The organism is Streptomyces sp. NPDC019396, from assembly GCF_040632375.1.
Classification (GTDB): Bacteria; Actinomycetota; Actinomycetes; order Streptomycetales; family Streptomycetaceae; genus Streptomyces.
Genome location: NZ_JBEYBS010000006.1, coordinates 275,779 through 292,379, shown reverse-complemented (window position 1 = coordinate 292,379; position 16,601 = coordinate 275,779). Strand labels below are relative to the sequence as shown.

The window sequence follows — 16,601 nt, the reverse complement described above, 5'->3', positions numbered from 1 at the left end:
TCACTGCCGCCATGCGCGGCGATCGGTGTTGAGGCAGGCCCTGCGACTGTCGGCGGCCCGGCGAACCAACCGCACCGAAACCGCACTGACTAACTGGCCAGTCAGACTGCTGGCGGGTTTCCGCAGTGTCAAGACTTGTGGGCTGACTAATTGATTAGTTAGTTTAGTCGGCATCACCACCTCCAGCGATCCGGTACGCAACCGTCGCTCCGGACCGCAGGCAGGCGACCCCGGGCACCAGCCCGGCGCCTGATCCCTCGCTCCGCCGAAACACCGTTTCGCCGAACCACCCGTCGCACGGCGCACCGGATCCGCCCACCGGTCCTGCACAGCGCACCTCCGGTCCCACGGCCCCCGAGCCCGCCCGCGCTGCGCCCCACATCCCATCCCTCACTCCCGACCCCCACTCCCCCCGGAGGCACCATGAGTGGTCGCCGGAGTCTCACCTGGCTCGGCCTGACACCCGAACCTGAGCGGGAACTTCCGTCCACCGTCGCCGCCCTGCGCTCCCCCGCATCCGATGCGGACATGACAGCGCCGGGGCTGGCGGCAGCAGAGCGGCGCCGAGTGGAGCGACTGATCCTGCACGGCACCGAGCGCAGCTGGCTGCGCTACCTCGCCGAGGTGACGGATCTGGTGACCGCTGTCGCCTCCGGTGCCCGCCGCGGCGACCGGGCGGCCGCGCTGCTGGCGGGTGAGGTGGTGCTGGAGCACCACCGCATGCTCATCGGGCTGCCGGGCACCGGCTACGGCCGCACGGCGGCGGACCGGCGCGCCCTGGAGACGGCGGTCAGCTCCTTGCGCCGGACGTCACCGGCCCGCTCCGACACGACGCCCGCCACCGCGGAAGCCACCACCCCCGACGCAACAAATCCCGCGGGAACCACCACCACCGCCGCCGAGGCGCCGCCGGAGACACCACAACCACCCCACACACCAGGCACACGCCAGGGACGACAAGGAGGCCGGGGATGACCGTCATACGCTCCCTGATGCCTTACCGGGCCGATACGGCACTCGGCACGCTGCCCGACCTCGTGGAGAGCGGCGAGGCCTACACGGCCGCCGGCGGCTACCACAGCGCGGGATCCCCCGATCGCCTGCTGGACCACATCGCCGATGCCGGACTGCGCGGGCGCGGCGGGGCTGCGTTCCCCGTCGCCGTGAAACTGCGGACGGTACGCGACGGCGGGGGACGTCCCGTCGTCGTCGCGAACGGCGAGGAGGGCGAGCCCGGATCGGTCAAGGACCGCTGGCTGCTGCGGGCCAGGCCGCACCTCGTCCTGGACGGTCTCGACCGGGCCGCCGAGATCACCGGCGCCACGCGGGCCTACGTGTACGTCTCCGACCCCTGCTCCGCCGCACGCGTCCGCCAGGCGATCGCCGAGTGGCCGCCCAGGACACCGACCGAGGTGGTCGAGACCGGCCACACCTATGTGGCCGGGGAGGAAACCGCGGTGGTGCGGCGGATCAACGGCGGGCCCGCACTGCCGACCGCCAAGCCCCCGCGCCCGTACCAGCGGGGGGTCGGCGACCGGCCGACCCTGATCTCCAATGTCGAGACCCTCGCCCGGATCGCCCTGATCGCCGCCTCCCCCGAGCGCCGGCACGAGATCGCGGGCAGCACGCTGCTGACCCTGTCCTCGTCCGACGGCGGCGCGCTGCTCTCCGAGGTGCCGTACGGCACCTCCCTGCGCACCCTGGCCACCTTCCAGGGCACCGCGGGGGCGACCGGCGCGCTGATGGGCGGACTGTTCGGGGGGCTCATCGGTCCCGAATCGCTGGACCTCACGCTCGACGGCACGGAGCTTGCTGCGGCGGGCACGGCGCTGGGCTGCGGGGCGATCCGGTTCCTCGGGCCCGGAAGCTGCCCCGTGGCGACGGCCGCCGACGCGGTCGGCCATCTGCGGACCGAGAGCGCCCGCCAGTGCGGTGTCTGCGTCTCCGGCACGGCGGCGATCGCGGACACCCTGCGGCAGCTGACCACCGGCACCGCGGCACCCGACGCCGAGGAGCGGTTGCTGCGCTGGTCGGCCGGGCTGCCGGGGCGCGGTGCCTGCGGTCTGCTGGACGCCGCCGCAGGCGCGGCGGGCAGCCTCCTCCGCGTCTTCCCGGCCCTCGTCCGCACCCACCTCGGCGCGGTCTGCACGGACTGCGCCACTGCCCCGCCCAGCGGCGGCCACCGCCTGGTGGTGCCCGTCCCCCCGGTCATGGACCACCCCGGGCAGCCGGCCCAGGCCTTCCCGGAGCCCGACTCCGAGCGGCTGTCCCCGTCGAGCCCTCGCTGAAAGGACCCACCATGAAACTCCTGCTGGACTCCACCCGCTGCCAGGGCTACGGCCTATGTCAGGAGCACGCCCCCGACCTCGTCGAGCTCGACGAGTGGGGCTATGCGTCGGTCATCGCGGTCCCCGTGCCGAGCGGCGGCGAGAACGCCGCCCGCGCCTGCGCCGACTCCTGCCCCAACTCCGCGCTGCGGCTGGAGAAGTGAGATGGCACGCGACCTGACGGCGCTCTTCGACCCCGCCTCCGTCGCCGTGATAGGCGCCAGCGACGACCCGGCCAAATACGGTCACGCCGTGGCCGCGCAGGCACTGCGCGCCCCTGACCGGCGCCCTGTCCACCTGGTCAACCGCCGCGGCGGCACCGTGCTGGGACGCCCGGCCGCCACCTCGCTCACCGCGATCGGTGAACCGGTCGACCTCGCGGTGATCTCCGTACCGGCCGGAGGCTTCGAAGCCGCCGTCGAGGACGCGCTGAGCTGCGGAGCGCGGGCGATCGTCGCCATCACGGCCGGTTTCGCCGAGACGGGCGCCACCGGCCTCGCCCGGCAGCGTGCGATCGCCGAGCGGGTGCGCTCGGCGGGTGCCGTCCTGGTCGGGCCCAACTGCCTCGGAATCGCCGACAACACGACGGAGCTCTATCTGGCCTCCGACACCTTCACCCACGGTGGCGTCGCCCTGCTGAGCCAGAGCGGCAATCTCGCCTTGGAGCTCCAGCTGCGTTTCGCCCCGCACGGTCTGGGCTTCTCGCGCTTCGTCTCGCTCGGCAACCAGTCGGATGTCACGCTGGTCGATCTGGTCGAGGACTGCGCCCGGCACGAGGGCACCTCGGCGATCGCGGTGTACGCGGAGGACTTCGGCGACGGCCGCGCCTTCGCCCGGGCAGCCGCCGCGGCCGGCAAACCCGTCGTGCTGCTCACGGCCGGACGCGGCAGCGCTTCCGCCCGCAGCGCCCAGTCCCACACCGGCGCCCTGACCACCTCGGCCGACGTGGTGGCCGCTGCCTGCCGCGACGCCGGCGTCGAACTCGTCGCCACCCCACGGGAGATGACCGTGGTGCTGGCCGCGTTGCGGTCGGGCGCACGGAGCACCGGACGGCGTACGGCGGTCTTCACGGACGGCGGCGGCCACGGTGTGATCGCCGCCGACGCCGCCGAGTCGGCGGGGCTCGAAGTCCCCGAACTCGGCGAGAAGGCACAGTCCCGGCTGCGGTCGGTGCTGTGGGAGCAGTCGGCCGTCGGCAACCCGGTCGACCTCGCCGGGATGGGCGAGCAGGATCCCCGTTCGTACGCGGAGGCCGTCGGCTCGCTGCTCGCCGCCGACGAGGTCGACGCCGTGCTGATGACGGGCTACTTCGGCGGGTACTCCGCTTCCGACGGTGGCCTGGGTGGCGGGGGCATGGCGCTGTCCGAGGGCGAGGCCCGGGCCGCGCGGGATATCGTCATGCGGCGCGCGGAGCACCCCAAGCCGCTGGTCGTCCAGTCCATGTATCCACAGGCGCCGAGCTGCCGGATCCTCGCGGAGGCGGGCGTGCCGGTGTTCTCCGCCACCGAGGACGCGGCGCGCGCCCTGACCGCGCTGACGGTGGACGAGGCCGCGGGGCTCACCGGGGTCGCCGCGCTGCCGGCGCCCGCCGCCCCGCTGGAGGACGCCGGGTACCACGGCGTACGAGCCCTGCTCGAAGCAGCCGGGGTGCCGTTCCCGGCGGCCCGCGAGATCACCGACGAGGCTGAACTGCTGGCCGCCACCGCAGAGTTCGGTGGTCCGTATGTGCTGAAGGCCCTGCACCTGCTGCACAAGTCGGACGCGGGCGGTGTCGCCCTGCGGCTCCCCGACCGGGCCGCGCTGCTGGCCGCGTACCGGGAGATGCACGCCCGGCTGGGCGCGCCGTCGTACTCGGTCGAGGCGATGGCCGATCTCAGCGACGGGGTCGAGCTGATCGTCGGTGTCAACCAGGACCCGCGGTTCGGTCCCGTCGCCATGGTCGGACTCGGCGGGCTCTTCACCGAGACGCTGCACGATGTGGCGTTCTCCCTGGCCCCGGTGCCCGCGGTTCGCGCGGGCCGGCTGATGCGCGGGCTGCGCACGGCGGGGCTGCTCGCGGGGGTACGCGGCCGGCCGGCCGTCGACGTGACCGCCGCCGCCGAGGTCATCGCCCTGATCACCGAGGTGGCGGCGGCCCATCCGGAGATCGCCGAGCTCGAGATCAACCCCCTGCTGGTCCGTCCGGACGGCGTACTGGCTCTGGACGCCCGGGCCGTACTCGCCTGACCGGCCCGCACCACACCGACACACCGACAGACCTTCACACCGACACACCGCACCGCCCACTCCACCAACTCTCCTCCGAGGAGGCGCTCATGGACTACCGCTACACCCCCGAGCAGGCCCGGCTCAAGGAGCGGGCCGCCGAGTACACCCGGCTGCTGATGCGCTACGAGAACCAGTCCGAAGAGGCGGGCGGTCCGCTGCCCGCCGAGACCGTACGCGAACTGACCCGGGCGGCGATCGACGCCGGTGTCTACGCGATCAACATGCCCGCCGAATGGGGAGGTGCAGGTCTCTCGCTGCTGGACCAGGTCATCGTGGAAGAGGAGTTCGGAAAGGTCACCAACTGTCTGTGGGACATCCCCTGGCGGCCCGCCAACGTCCTCGCCTACGGCACCGAGGCGCAGCGCGAGAAGTATCTGCTGCCCGTCATCCGGGGTGAGCGGTTCGACGCCTTCGCGGTGACGGAGCCGGGCGCGGGCTCGGATCCGTCGTCGGGTACGAGCACGGCCACGAGGACCGCGGGCGGCTGGCTGCTCAACGGCGAGAAGTGGTTTGTGACCTGCGGGGACATCGCGGACTTCCTGCTCGTACAGGCCGATGCGGGCCCGGACCGCGAGCCGACGCTCTTCTTCGTGGACAAGCAGGCCCCCGGGGTGGAGATGACCCGGGTGCCGCATTTCATGCACTCTGCGGTCAACGGGCACCCGGAGTTCGTGCTCACCGATGTGTTCGTGCCCGACGAGGATGTCCTCGGCGGTGTCGGACAGGGCTACGAGCTCACGAAGGAGTGGTTCACGGACGAGCGGCTGATGATCGCCGCGCGCACCGTGGGCGCGGCCGAGCGTGCGCTGGAGCTGGCCCGTGACTGGGCCCTGGAACGCCGCCAGTTCGGCTCCCGCATCGCGGACTTCCAGCTCATCCAGGGCATGCTCGCCGACTGCGCCGTCGACATCGCCGTCAACCGCGCCTACACCCACCAGGTCGCCTGGGAGGCCGACCAGCCGCACACGGACCGCAAGACGCTGCACGCCAAGGCGTCCACGGCGAAGCTGGCGGCCAGCGAGGCGGCCGGCCGGGTCGTCGACCGCTGCCTCCAGATCCTGGGAGGACGCGGCTACGACCGCTCCTACCCGGTCGAGCGTCTCTACCGCGAGCTGCGCGTCGACCGCATCTGGGAGGGCACCTCCGAGATCCAGCGCCTGATCATCGCCAACGAGCTGATCAAACGCGGCACCCGGGCGCTCGCACTGCCCCCGTCCGGTTCCTGACCCCGCACACCACCCGCCCACTCCGCACCGCTCCGCACCGCTCCGCACCGTCGCCCTAGGCCACCGAACCCCCGAGGACTGCCATGGACTTCCGTCTCACCGCCCGTCAGGAAGAGCTGCGGGGCTCCGCCCGCGAGCTCACCGAGTTCATCATGAAGTACGAGCTCGACTGCGAGGAGAACAACGGGCTGCCGCCCGCCGCCCACGCCGAGGTCCGCGACGCCGTACTGGCCAGCGGGCTCCAGGCCGTCAACATGCCCGCCGAGTGGGGCGGTGCCGGGCTCTCCATCCTGGAGCAGGCAACCGTCCAGGAGGAGCTGGGCCGGCTGACCGGAGCGCTGTGGGACATGGTGTGGCGGCCCGCAAACGCGCTGCGCTTCTGCACCCCCGAGCAGCGGGAGCGCTATCTCGTCCCGGTCATCCGGGGCGCACGCCGGGACTGCTACGCCGTGACCGAACCCGAGGCGGGATCCGACCCGCAGAACCTGAAGACGACCGCGACGCGCACCAGCGGGGGCTGGGTCCTCAACGGCGAGAAGTGGTTCGTGACGGTCGGGGACCACGCGGACTTCATGATCGTGCTGGCGGCTGCCGGCGAGGAGCGGGCCCCGACCCTGTTCCTGGTCGACAAGGACACTCCGGGCATCGAGATGACCCGGGTGCCGCGGTTCATGCACACCTTCGTGTACGAGCACCCCGAGTTCACCTTCAGCGACGTGCACGTCGGCGAGGACGCGGTGCTCGGCGGGATCGGCAACGGCTACGACATCACCCGCTCCTGGTTCACCGAGGAACGCCTGATGATCGCGGCCCGTACCACCGGCGCCGCCGAGCGTGCGCTGGAGCTGGCCCGCGACTGGGCCGTGGAGCGCCGCCAGTTCGGCTCCCGCATCGCGGACTTCCAGCTCATCCAGGGCATGCTCGCCGACTGCGCCGTCGACATCGCCGTCAACCGCGCCTACACCCACCAGGTCGCCTGGGAAGTGGACGCGGGGCTGTCCGACCGCAAGACGCTGCACGCCAAGGCGGCCATCGCCAAGCTCTCGGCGAGCGAGGCGGCCGGCCGGGTCATCGACCGCTGTGTGCAGATCTTCGGAGGACGGGGCTACGACCGCTCCTACCCGGTCGAGCGTCTCTACCGCGAGCTGCGCGTCGACCGCATCTGGGAAGGCACCTCCGAGATCCAGCGCCTGATCATCGCGGGTGAGCTGGTCAAGCGCGGCACCGGGGTGCTGCAGCTGCCGACCGGCTGACGGCGGCAGCCGTGGTCGCGGCCGGTGTGGGTTCCGGACTCCCGCTCCGTACCCCACACCGGTTCCGCCATCCCTTCACCGGCCGACCCCGCACGACGACGCGGACGACCCGCGGCGCACAGGAGCGTTCTTCGCGCGAGACCACGCGCACGCGAAGGACCGCGTCACGAACACCACGAACACCACACAGGAGGAGACCGATGGCCGGAACCGGGCAGCCACCCATCGAACGGGTCGGCGTCGTGGGATGCGGACTGATGGGGTCCGGGATCGCCGAGGTGTGTGCGCGGGCGGGACTGGACGTCGTGGTGGCCGAGTCGGGCGCCGCCGCCGCCGAATCCGGCAGGGCGCGGATCGCTCAATCCCTGGGGCGCGCCGCGGACAAGGGCAAGCTGTCCGCTGCCGAGCGGGACGCGGCACTGGCCCGGATCGCCGTCGTCGACGGCTTGGACCTGCTGGCGGACCGGGATCTGGTCGTGGAGGCGGTCGCCGAGGACGCGGGCGTCAAGGTGGAGGTGTTCAGCCGGCTGGACGCGGTGGTGAAGAACCCGGACGCCGTACTGGCCACCAACACCTCCTCCATTCCGGTCATCCGGCTCGCGGCGGCCACCTCGCGGCCACAACAGGTGATCGGCCTCCACTTCTTCAACCCGGTGCCCGTCCTGCCATTGGTCGAGCTGGTGCCGTCCCTGCTGACCTCCGACGAGACCGTCCTGCGCGCCGAGGCCTTCACCGACGGCGTGCTCGGCAAGCAGGTCGTACGGGCCAGGGACAAGTCCGGGTTCATCGTCAATGCGCTGCTGGTGCCCTATATGCTTGCGGCCGTCCGGATGGCGGAGGCCGGGACGGCCTCGGTCGAGGACATCGACCGTGCGATGACCCTGGGCTGCGCGCATCCGCTGGGCCCACTGGCGCTGACCGATCTGATCGGCCTCGACACCACCCGGGCGATCGCGGAGTCCATGTATGAGGAGTTCCGGGAGCCCCTGTACGCTCCGCCGCCCCTGCTGTCCCGGATGGTCGAGGCGGGGCTGCTCGGTCGCAAGTCGGGCCGGGGCTTCCACGCCTACCGGTAGACCTCGCCGTCCCCGGGTCCGCCACCGGCGTCGATGCGCCAAGATGGGAGGTGGCGCCGCACGGACCCATGGCGCGGCCCGGCGCCGAGACCGCACCACAGGACCGACCTCAGGGAGTACCCACGTGGCAATGGCCGAACGCACTCGCGAAACACGTGAGCGGATCCTGTCCGCGGCGTGCGAAGTGATCGCCGAGGTCGGCTTCGAGAAGATCCGCATGCGCATGGTTGCGGAGCACGCGGGCGTCTCGACGGCGCTGCTGCATTACCACTTCGAGAACCGCGAGAAGCTGTTCACTGAGGCGATGACGCACTCGTTCGCCCATACGAGCACGGAACTCGAACGGGACGCCGACTCCGTGCCCGCCTCGGTGATCCTGGCGCGGATCCTGCACAGTCTCCTGCCGACCGACCCGGTACTCAGACAGGACTGGCGTCTGTGGCAGGAGTTGTGGGTGCGGGCCCTGCGGGACGACACCACGCAGAAGTTCGCCGTCGACCTCTACGACCAGCTGCACACCTGGGTCGGTAGCGCGCTGCGGCGGGGTGTCGACTCCGGCGAGTTCGCGGCCTTCGACGTGGACGCGACGGCCACCCTGCTGCTCGCGCTGTGCGACGGTTTCGGCATCCGGCTGATGCTGGGGGACCCTCGGGTGACCCTGGACTCGGCCCAGTCGGCGATCTGGAGGGCGGTGGCACCGGCCCTCGGCGTGTCCGGGGAGTTCCCGGAGTTCTAGGCCGCGGGCCGGTGCTGCGTGCGAGGTGGCTACCAGGCCACCGGCAGTTCGACCGGGAAGCGCCTGATGGTCTCCGTGTCCCAGCGCACGTCCGGCGCAGGGATGGCGAGGCGCAGCCCGGGGAAGCGCTCGAGGAGTCGTCCGATCGCCACTTCCAGCTCGGCCATCGCCAACGGGACGGCGATGCAGCGGTGGCCGCCCCAGCCGAAGGTCATATGCGGCACGTTGGGGCGGTCCGGGTCGACGGTGTGGGGGTTCGTGAAGCGCTCCGGGTCGCGGTTCGCCGTCAGGTACGACACATGGACGAAGTCGCCCGCCCGGATCTTCACCCCGCCCATCTCCACGTCCTCCAGCGCCACGCGGGGGATGCCGACCCCCTTGCGGAACGGGATGTAGCGGAGCAGTTCGTCGATGACGGCCGGCAGGCTGTCCGGCTTGTTCCTGACCCGCTCCAGCAGCCAGGGGTGGGTCAGCAGGAGGTACGAGACGTTGCTGATCTGACAGGAACCCGTGTCGTGACCGCTGAGCAGCAAGGTCAGCGCCATCACGGTCAGTTCCTGGTCGTCCAGGGCGTCCTCGCCGTCCTGCGCCGCGGCCAGCGCGCTGATCAGGTCGTTGCCCGGAGTGTGCCGCCGTTCCTTCACGAGCTGGTCGAAGTAGGACCGCAGTGACGCCTTGGCGCTGGCCTCGGTCTGCTGGCTGTCCTCCTCGGTGGAGAGCAGCCGCTGGGCGTAGCCCTGCATCTGGGCCCGCTCGTCGCGTGGGATGCCGAGCACCTCACAGATGGTGTGCTGGGGCAACCGGTTCGACAGGTGCTGCACGAGGTCCGCGGGCGGCCCCTGCTCCGCCATCTCGTCGAGCAGCTCGTCCGCGAGCTCGACGATGGACATCCGCATCTGTTCGACGTGCTGCCGGGTGAACGCGTGGGACACCAGCCGTCGCAGCCGGCTGCTGCGCGGCGGGTCCATCACGTTGATCGACTCCGGGGAGACGATCGGCTCCGGCGTCAGCCGCGGATAGTCGTGCTGCATGATCCCCGCGCGACTGAAGCGTTGATCAGTGGTCACCTGCTTCACACCCTCGAACCCGGTGACGAGCCAGGCCTCTCCGTCGCCGTACGGCAGCCGGATCCGGGTGATGGGGCCCTGGGCCATCAGCTCCGCGAGGGAGGGGTCGAAATCCAGGGCTTCGCTGAAGTCGAACGGACAGAGGATTGCATCGCCCGCTTCGGCCATTGTGTACCACTCCGCTCCGGGATGACGCGCGTTCGTTGCTCACGGGGGGTCATGCGGAAGCAGGACACGACCGGCCCGGTCATGTCCCGCCCATGTGTCTATGTGCGCGCTGCCCCGGCCCCGGACACCTCCCGGCGCCCTAATTGCCCCTCGTGGAGTAATGCGACGAGTGGCGCTACGCCCTCATTGGCCGCGCCAGATGTTGTCGAAGGCGGCCTGCTCGACGGCGCGCCGCTGCCGCAGCGCTTCCAGCTCCGTCAGCGCTCCGTAGACGGCGGCGAGCACGGTGTCCACTGCGTCATCGCCCGTGCTCGGTACATCGGCACCGGAACCGGTGTCGGAGGTGTCTGCGATGTCGGTGGTGTGGTGCTGGATCCGGACCGCCGCCGCGAGGGCGGCCAGCACGGGCTCGTCCGACACCCAGCGGTCCACGGCATCGCGACGGGCCGGTGAATCGGCCAGCTCGACGCGTCCGGCGCGGAAGGTCACCCCTCGGCGGCGAGCCCGACTCAGCAGCCCGTCCGCTTCGAGGGCCGCCAGGTAGGCCGCGGAAAGGCCCCGGCCTCTGCGCCAGAGCCAGTCGTCCACCGACTCGTACGGCTGCTCACGGACGAGTGACTCCGCGGCCTGGTCCAGCAGGGCGTCGGCGGCGGTGGGGCGGTCGCCTGGCACGAGACGATCGCCGTCCAGGGTGACGGCCCCGGCGCCGATGAGGTCGATCGCCTCGGCGCCCGCCAGGGCGAGGGAGAAGTCGCCGTGTTCCACGGAGCGGCCGGGCTCCGCGTCCATGGCGATGATCAGCAGGTCCTGTGCCGTGGTGGTGAATCCCGTGGTCATAGATCAGATCCGCATCAAGACGGTGTGTCAGCCGGTCGTGAGCACCATACGGAACCGAGCGGCGCCCGAGAGCATCTTGTCGTACGCCTCACCCGCCCGGTTCAGCGGAAGGACCTCGATCATCGGGCGGATCCCGTGCAGGGCGCTGAACTCCATGGTGTCCTGGATGTCCTGCGCGGTGCCGGAAGCATGGCCGCGAACGGTCCTGGAACGCATGATCAGCTGGGCCGGGTTGATGCCCAGCGGCTCCGAGTCCGCGCCGATCACGACCAGTTCGCCGCGGTGCGTGAGACCGTCGACGGTCGCCGCGATGGCGGCGGAGTTGGCCGCGGTGGCCAGTACCACCTTGGCGCCCCCGAGGGACTGGAGGGCGTCTGCGACGGACATGCCCGCGGTGCTGTCGATGTAGTGGTGGGCGCCGAGCTGCTTGGCGAAGTCGGACTTGGCGGCGCCGCGGGCGATCGCCACGGTCTCGTAGCCCATCGCGACCGCGTACCGCACCGCCAGGTGCCCCAGCCCGCCGATGCCCAGGACCGCGACCAGGTCTCCGTGCCGGGCGGAGCTCCGCCGCAGACCGTTGAAGACGGTCACGCCCGCGCAGGCCAGCGGGGCCGCATCGGCCGCGGTCAGCGAGCCGGGAATCCGGGCCAGGGCTCCGGCCGGCACGATCACCGCCTCCGCGTAGCCCCCGTCGTAGGCCCAGCCGGGCGCCTTGAGGTTGTCGCAGACGACGAAGTCGCCCTGACGGCAGGGAGTGCAGTGCCCGCAGCTGCCGCCGAACCAGCCGACGGCCACCCGGTCCCCGGCCTGCCAGCCCTGGTCCTCGGTGCCGTCGCCCAGGACCTCGACACGGCCGGCGATCTCATGGCCCGGGACCACGGGAAAGCCCACACCGGGTAGCGCGGCGTTCACGAACATGGCATCGCTGCGGCAGATCCCGCAGGCGTCCACGGCGATCCGTACGTGTCCGGGACCGGGCTGCGGCACCTCGCGCTCGGCGAGTTCGAAGGGTCCGCCCGCGGTGGCGACCTGCGCGACTCGGTATGTGCTCATCTGGATCTCTCCCGGGAACGGGGCAAACATCCCCCACCATCCAGCAGATCAGCTCCGGGCCGTTCCCGCGCGCCGAAGCGGGTGGGGCGGCGCTCAGCGCCCCTTCCCGCGCACCGCCCGCAGCCACTCCCTGTTCATCGCCGCGATCGACGGCAGCGGAATCCCCTTCGGGCAGGCCGTCGCACACTCCCCCGCCAGCGTGCAGCCGCCGAAGCCCTCCTCGTCCATGGCCGCCACCATGCCGAGCACCCGGGTCTCGCGCTCCGGTTCCCCCTGAGGGAGCACATTGAGGTGGTTGACCTTCGCCGAGGTGAACAGCATCGCCGAGCCGTTGGGGCAGGCCGCCACACACGCTCCGCAGCCGATGCACTCCGCGTGCTCGAAGGCGTGGTCGGCGTCGGCCTTGGGAACCGGGGTGGCATGGGCCTCCGGTGCGGCTCCCGTGGGTACGGACACATACCCGCCTGCCTGGATGATCCGGTCGAACGCCGAGCGGTCCACCACCAGGTCCCTGACCACCGGGAAGGCCGAGGCCCGCCAGGGCTCGACGTCGATCGTGTCGCCGTCCTCGAAGGCGCGCATGTGGAGCTGGCAGGTGGTGGTGCGCTCCGGTCCGTGCGCATCGCCGTTGATGACCAGGGAGCAGGCACCGCAGATGCCCTCGCGGCAGTCGTGGTCGAAGGCGACGGGGTCCTCCCCGCGCAGGATGAGTTCCTCGTTGAGGGTGTCGAGCATCTCCAGGAACGACATGTCCGGTGAGATCCCGTCCACCTCGTAAGTGGCCATGGCGCCCGGTGCGCCGGTGTTCTGCTGCCGCCAGACGCGTAGTTCGAGCTTCATGCGTAGCTCCGCTGGGTGGGGTGGACGTAGTCGAACACAAGGTCTTCCTTGTGCAGGACAGGGGGCTTGCCGGTGCCGGTGAACTCCCAGGCGGCGGCATACGAGAACTCCTCGTCCCGGCGTGCCGCCTCGCCGTCCGGGGTCTGGGACTCCTCGCGGAAGTGGCCGCCGCACGACTCGGTGCGGTGGAGTGCGTCGAGGCACATCAGCTCGGCGAGCTCCAGGTAGTCGACGATCCGGTTGGCCTTCTCCAGCGACTGGTTGAACTCTTCGCCGGTTCCCGGGACCTTGATCCGCCGCCAGAACTCCTCGCGGATCTGTGGGATGCGTTCCAGTGCCCTGCGCAGGCCCGCCTCCGTGCGAGCCATGCCGCAGAACTCCCACATGAGTCCGCCGAGTTCGCGGTGGAAGGAGTCGGGGGTGCGGTCCCCGTCGACGGTCAGCAGCCTGGTGAGCCGATCGCGTGTCAAGGTCAGCGCTTCCTGGACGACGGGGTGTTCGCCGGTGACCTTGTCCTGGTGCGGGTTGCGGGCGAGGTAGTCGCCGATGGTCGACGGCAGCACGAAATAGCCGTCGGCGAGGCCCTGCATCAGAGCGGACGCACCGAGCCGGTTGGCGCCGTGGTCGGAGAAGTTGGCCTCGCCGATGGCGAAGAGCCCGGGGATCGTGGTCTGGAGGTCGTAGTCGACCCACAGGCCGCCCATCGTGTAGTGCACGGCCGGGTAGATCCGCATCGGCACCTCGTACGGGTTCTCCGCGGTGATCCGCTCGTACATGTCGAAGAGGTTGCCGTACTTCTCCTCGACCTTCTCCCGTCCCATGCGGCGGATCGCGTCGGCGAAGTCGAGGTACACGCCCTGGCCGCCCGGGCCCACGCCCCTGCCCTCGTCGCAGACGTTCTTGGCGGCGCGCGAGGCGATGTCGCGGGGCACGAGGTTGCCGAAGGAGGGGTAGACGCGCTCCAGGTAGTAGTCGCGCTCGTCCTCGGGGATCTCGTCGGCCGGACGCCGGTCGCCCCCGGCCTTGGGCACCCAGATGCGGCCGTCGTTGCGCAGCGACTCGCTCATCAGGGTCAGCTTGGACTGGTGGTCGCCGGTGCGCGGGATGCACGTGGGGTGGATCTGGGTGAAGCAGGGGTTGGCGAAGTACGCCCCGCGCCGGTGGGCCCGCCAGACGGCCGTGGCGTTGGAGTTCATGGCGTTGGTCGACAGATAGAAGACATTGCCGTAGCCACCGGTGGCGAGCACCACGGCGTCGGCGAAGTATGTGTCGACCTTGCCGGTGATCAGATCGCGGGCCACGATGCCCCTGGCCCGGCCGTCGGCCACGATCAGGTCGAGCATCTCGGTGCGCGGATGCATCTCGACCCTGCCCGCGGCGATCTGCCGGGACAGCGCCTGGTAGGCGCCGAGCAGGAGCTGTTGCCCCGTCTGGCCGCGGGCGTAGAAGGTGCGGGAGACCTGGACACCGCCGAAGGAGCGGGTGTCGAGGAGGCCGCCGTATTCACGAGCGAACGGGACGCCCTGGGCCACGCACTGGTCGATGATCTCGACGGAGATCTGCGCGAGCCGGTGGACGTTGGACTCTCGGGCGCGGAAGTCGCCTCCCTTGACGGTGTCGTAGAACAGGCGGTGCACGGAGTCGCCGTCGTTGCGGTAGTTCTTGGCGGCGTTGATACCGCCCTGGGCGGCGATGGAGTGGGCGCGGCGGGGCGAGTCCTGGAAGCAGAACTGGACGACGTGGTAGCCCTGTTCGGCGAGGGTCGCTCCGGCGGAGCCGCCCGCGAGTCCGGTGCCGACGACGATGACGGTGTGCTTGCGGCGGTTGGCCGGGTTGACCAGTCCTGCCTCGAAGCGGCGGCGGTCCCAGCGCTCGGCGATGGGTCCGTCCGGTGCCATGGTGTCGGCGATCGGGGCGCCGGTTTCGTAGGGGGAGCGGGTGTCGTCGTGGTTGCGCATGTCAGTTCACCAGTCCCGTCATCACGGCGACGGGTACCGAGACGAAGCCCGCCGTCAGCACCAGCGCGAGGGCGTTGGCGGCGGTCTTGAGGATGCGGTCGCGGTTCGCGTTGCCCGCGCCGAGGGTCTGGGCGGCGCTCCAGAAGCCGTGCCGGACGTGCAGGCCGAGTGCGAGCATCGCGGTCAGGTAGACGGTGTTGCCGTACCAGGTGGAGAAGCTCGCGACGACGTTCTCGTAGGGGCGGCCGTGCTGGGCGTTCTCGTTGACGGTCAGCGTGGTCAGGTCCAGCAGGTGCCAGACGATGAACAGCCCGAGGATGACCCCGCCCCAGCGCATGGTGCGGGTGGCGTAGCTCGCCCGGCGGCGCTTGTGGACGTACTTCTCCGGGCGGGCACTGATGTCGCGCCTGCTGAGCTGGTACGCCGAGACCCCGTGCAGCACGACGGCAGCGAGCAGTACCACGCGCAGCGCCCACAGGGCCCACTCGTGGTGCAGCAGTGGCTCGCCCAGGGTGCGCAGCCAGTGGGCGTAGCCGTTGAACTCGCCCCGGCCGAAGAAGATCTTGAGGTTGCCGAGCATATGGGCGACCAGATAGCCGAGCATGATCAGGCCGGTCAGGGCCATGACCGTCTTCTTGCCGACGGTCGATCGCCAGAGCGTGCGCGTCATGGACGGGCGACGGCCCGTCCGCGTTGCCAGAGCCATGCCCACGACGCTAGGACCGACAGGTACGAGAGGTCCAAGACATGGATCCGCTCATCTCCATAGGCGACACCTATCACCGCGTATCGTGGTGGTGTGCAGTTCCAGCAGCTTCAGTACTTCGTGGCCGTGGCGGAGGCCCGGCACTTCACCCGTGCCGCCGAGCGGGTGCACGTCGCGCAGCCGTCGCTGTCCCAGCAGATCCGTGCGCTGGAGAAGGAGCTGGGTGCGGAGCTCTTCAGCCGGGCCCGCGGCAACATCGCGCTCACCGACGCGGGCGAGGTACTGCTGCCGCTGGCCCGGCGGATCCTGGCGGACGCGGACACGGCCCGGCACGAGGTGCAGGAGCTGGCCCAGCTGCGGCGCGGGCGGGTCAGGCTCGGAGCGACGCCGAGCGTCTGCACGGGCCTGCTGCCGGATGTGCTGCGGGCCTTCCACGACCGTCACCCGGGCATCGAGCTGCTGATCGACGAGGGTGGCTCACACGATCTCGTACGGGAGCTGGCGCGCGGCGCGCTCGACCTGGCGCTGGTGGTGCTGCCGCTGCCGACCCCGGCGCCGTCCCTGACGACGGTACGACTGCTGGAGGAGGACCTCGTGGTGGTCTCCGCTCCGGAGCTGCGCCTGGGCGGAGCCCGGGGGGCGGGGCCCCTGCGGATCACCGCGCTCCAGGACGTACCGATGGTGATGTACCGGCACGGCTACGACCTGCGGGAGCTGACCGTGGCCGCCTGCCGGGCGGCCGGCTTCGAGCCGACCTTCACAGTGGAGGGCGGCGAGATGGACGCCGTGCTCGGCTTCGTACGGGCAGGGCTTGGCGTGACGGTGGTGCCGCGCATGGTCGCGGCGCGCTCCGGCCGGGACCTGCGGGTGACGGCACTGGCCCCGCCGGGGCTGCGGCGGACCATCGCCCTGGCGCACCGCAGCGATGTGGCTCCGCCCCGGGCCGCGCGGGAGCTTCAGCGGATGCTGCTGAGTTCGCACGGACAGCAGGGGGCGGGCCCGGGCGTGCGGGACTGAGCCGATGGCTCGGTCCTCACCCGCGTCACCCGCGCCCGCCGAGGCGCGATGGCCGGTGCGGCCCGGGAT

General features: G+C 71.1%; 15 protein-coding genes. 9 read left to right on the top strand and 6 right to left on the bottom strand.

Features of this window, described 5'->3' with window-relative positions; all coding sequences use genetic code 11:
- Positions 1-423 precede the first annotated feature (423 nt).
- The 8 genes from ABZ532_RS09715 to ABZ532_RS09680 all read left to right on the top strand — a co-directional run bounded on the left by ABZ532_RS09715 (position 424) and on the right by ABZ532_RS09680 (position 8,886).
- Complete coding sequence (locus ABZ532_RS09715; RefSeq protein ID WP_361280754.1) at positions 424-975, top strand: hypothetical protein; 552 nt, start codon at positions 424-426, stop codon at positions 973-975.
- Entirely contained in the window at positions 972-2,288 is a 1,317-nt protein-coding gene (locus tag ABZ532_RS09710; protein WP_361280752.1) for an NADH-ubiquinone oxidoreductase-F iron-sulfur binding region domain-containing protein, read from the top strand. The genes ABZ532_RS09715 and ABZ532_RS09710 overlap by 4 nt, the downstream gene beginning before the upstream one ends.
- An 11-nt stretch (positions 2,289-2,299) precedes the next feature.
- Positions 2,300-2,491 carry a ferredoxin gene (locus ABZ532_RS09705; RefSeq protein WP_361280751.1) on the top strand — a complete coding sequence of 64 codons (192 nt, stop codon included), beginning with the start codon at positions 2,300-2,302 and terminating at the stop codon, positions 2,489-2,491.
- Between the two features lies 1 nt (position 2,492).
- Positions 2,493-4,553 carry an acetate--CoA ligase family protein gene (locus ABZ532_RS09700; protein WP_361280750.1) on the top strand — a complete coding sequence of 687 codons (2,061 nt, stop codon included), beginning with the start codon at positions 2,493-2,495 and terminating at the stop codon, positions 4,551-4,553.
- Positions 4,554-4,642: 89 nt separating this feature from the next.
- Complete coding sequence (locus ABZ532_RS09695) at positions 4,643-5,821, top strand: acyl-CoA dehydrogenase family protein (RefSeq protein ID WP_361280749.1); 1,179 nt, start codon at positions 4,643-4,645, stop codon at positions 5,819-5,821.
- A gap of 83 nt (positions 5,822-5,904) precedes the next feature.
- Positions 5,905-7,074 (top strand): acyl-CoA dehydrogenase family protein, encoded by a 1,170-nt coding sequence (locus ABZ532_RS09690; protein ID WP_361280748.1) that lies wholly within the window; start codon positions 5,905-5,907, stop codon positions 7,072-7,074.
- A gap of 200 nt (positions 7,075-7,274) precedes the next feature.
- Positions 7,275-8,150, top strand: a complete 876-nt coding sequence (locus tag ABZ532_RS09685; RefSeq protein WP_361280747.1) for a 3-hydroxybutyryl-CoA dehydrogenase — start codon at positions 7,275-7,277, stop codon at positions 8,148-8,150.
- A gap of 130 nt (positions 8,151-8,280) precedes the next feature.
- Complete coding sequence (locus tag ABZ532_RS09680; protein ID WP_361280746.1) at positions 8,281-8,886, top strand: TetR/AcrR family transcriptional regulator; 606 nt, start codon at positions 8,281-8,283, stop codon at positions 8,884-8,886.
- A 29-nt stretch (positions 8,887-8,915) separates the two neighbouring features.
- Here the strand turns inward: ABZ532_RS09680 and ABZ532_RS09675 are convergent, their stop codons facing one another.
- The 6 genes from ABZ532_RS09675 to ABZ532_RS09650 all read right to left on the bottom strand — a co-directional run bounded on the left by ABZ532_RS09675 (position 8,916) and on the right by ABZ532_RS09650 (position 15,479).
- Positions 8,916-10,121, bottom strand: coding sequence for a cytochrome P450 (locus ABZ532_RS09675; RefSeq protein WP_361280745.1), 1,206 nt, complete (start codon positions 10,119-10,121; stop codon positions 8,916-8,918).
- 183 nt (positions 10,122-10,304) lie between these two features.
- Positions 10,305-10,958, bottom strand: a complete 654-nt coding sequence (locus ABZ532_RS09670) for a GPP34 family phosphoprotein (protein ID WP_361280744.1) — start codon at positions 10,956-10,958, stop codon at positions 10,305-10,307.
- 27 nt (positions 10,959-10,985) lie between these two features.
- On the bottom strand, positions 10,986-12,011 hold the full coding sequence (locus ABZ532_RS09665; RefSeq protein WP_361280743.1) for an alcohol dehydrogenase catalytic domain-containing protein: 1,026 nt from the start codon (positions 12,009-12,011) through the stop codon (positions 10,986-10,988).
- A 93-nt stretch (positions 12,012-12,104) separates the two neighbouring features.
- Positions 12,105-12,851, bottom strand: a complete 747-nt coding sequence (locus ABZ532_RS09660) for a succinate dehydrogenase/fumarate reductase iron-sulfur subunit (protein WP_361280742.1) — start codon at positions 12,849-12,851, stop codon at positions 12,105-12,107.
- Positions 12,848-14,809 carry a fumarate reductase/succinate dehydrogenase flavoprotein subunit gene (locus tag ABZ532_RS09655; RefSeq protein ID WP_361280740.1) on the bottom strand — a complete coding sequence of 654 codons (1,962 nt, stop codon included), beginning with the start codon at positions 14,807-14,809 and terminating at the stop codon, positions 12,848-12,850. Before ABZ532_RS09655 ends, ABZ532_RS09660 begins: the two co-directional genes overlap by 4 nt.
- 1 nt (position 14,810) lies before the next feature.
- Positions 14,811-15,479 (bottom strand): succinate dehydrogenase cytochrome b subunit, encoded by a 669-nt coding sequence (locus ABZ532_RS09650; protein WP_361280808.1) that lies wholly within the window; start codon positions 15,477-15,479, stop codon positions 14,811-14,813.
- Between the two features lie 129 nt (positions 15,480-15,608).
- Between ABZ532_RS09650 and ABZ532_RS09645 the strand changes: the two genes are divergently transcribed.
- On the top strand, positions 15,609-16,532 hold the full coding sequence (locus ABZ532_RS09645) for a LysR substrate-binding domain-containing protein (RefSeq protein ID WP_361280739.1): 924 nt from the start codon (positions 15,609-15,611) through the stop codon (positions 16,530-16,532).
- Positions 16,533-16,601 lie beyond the last annotated feature (69 nt).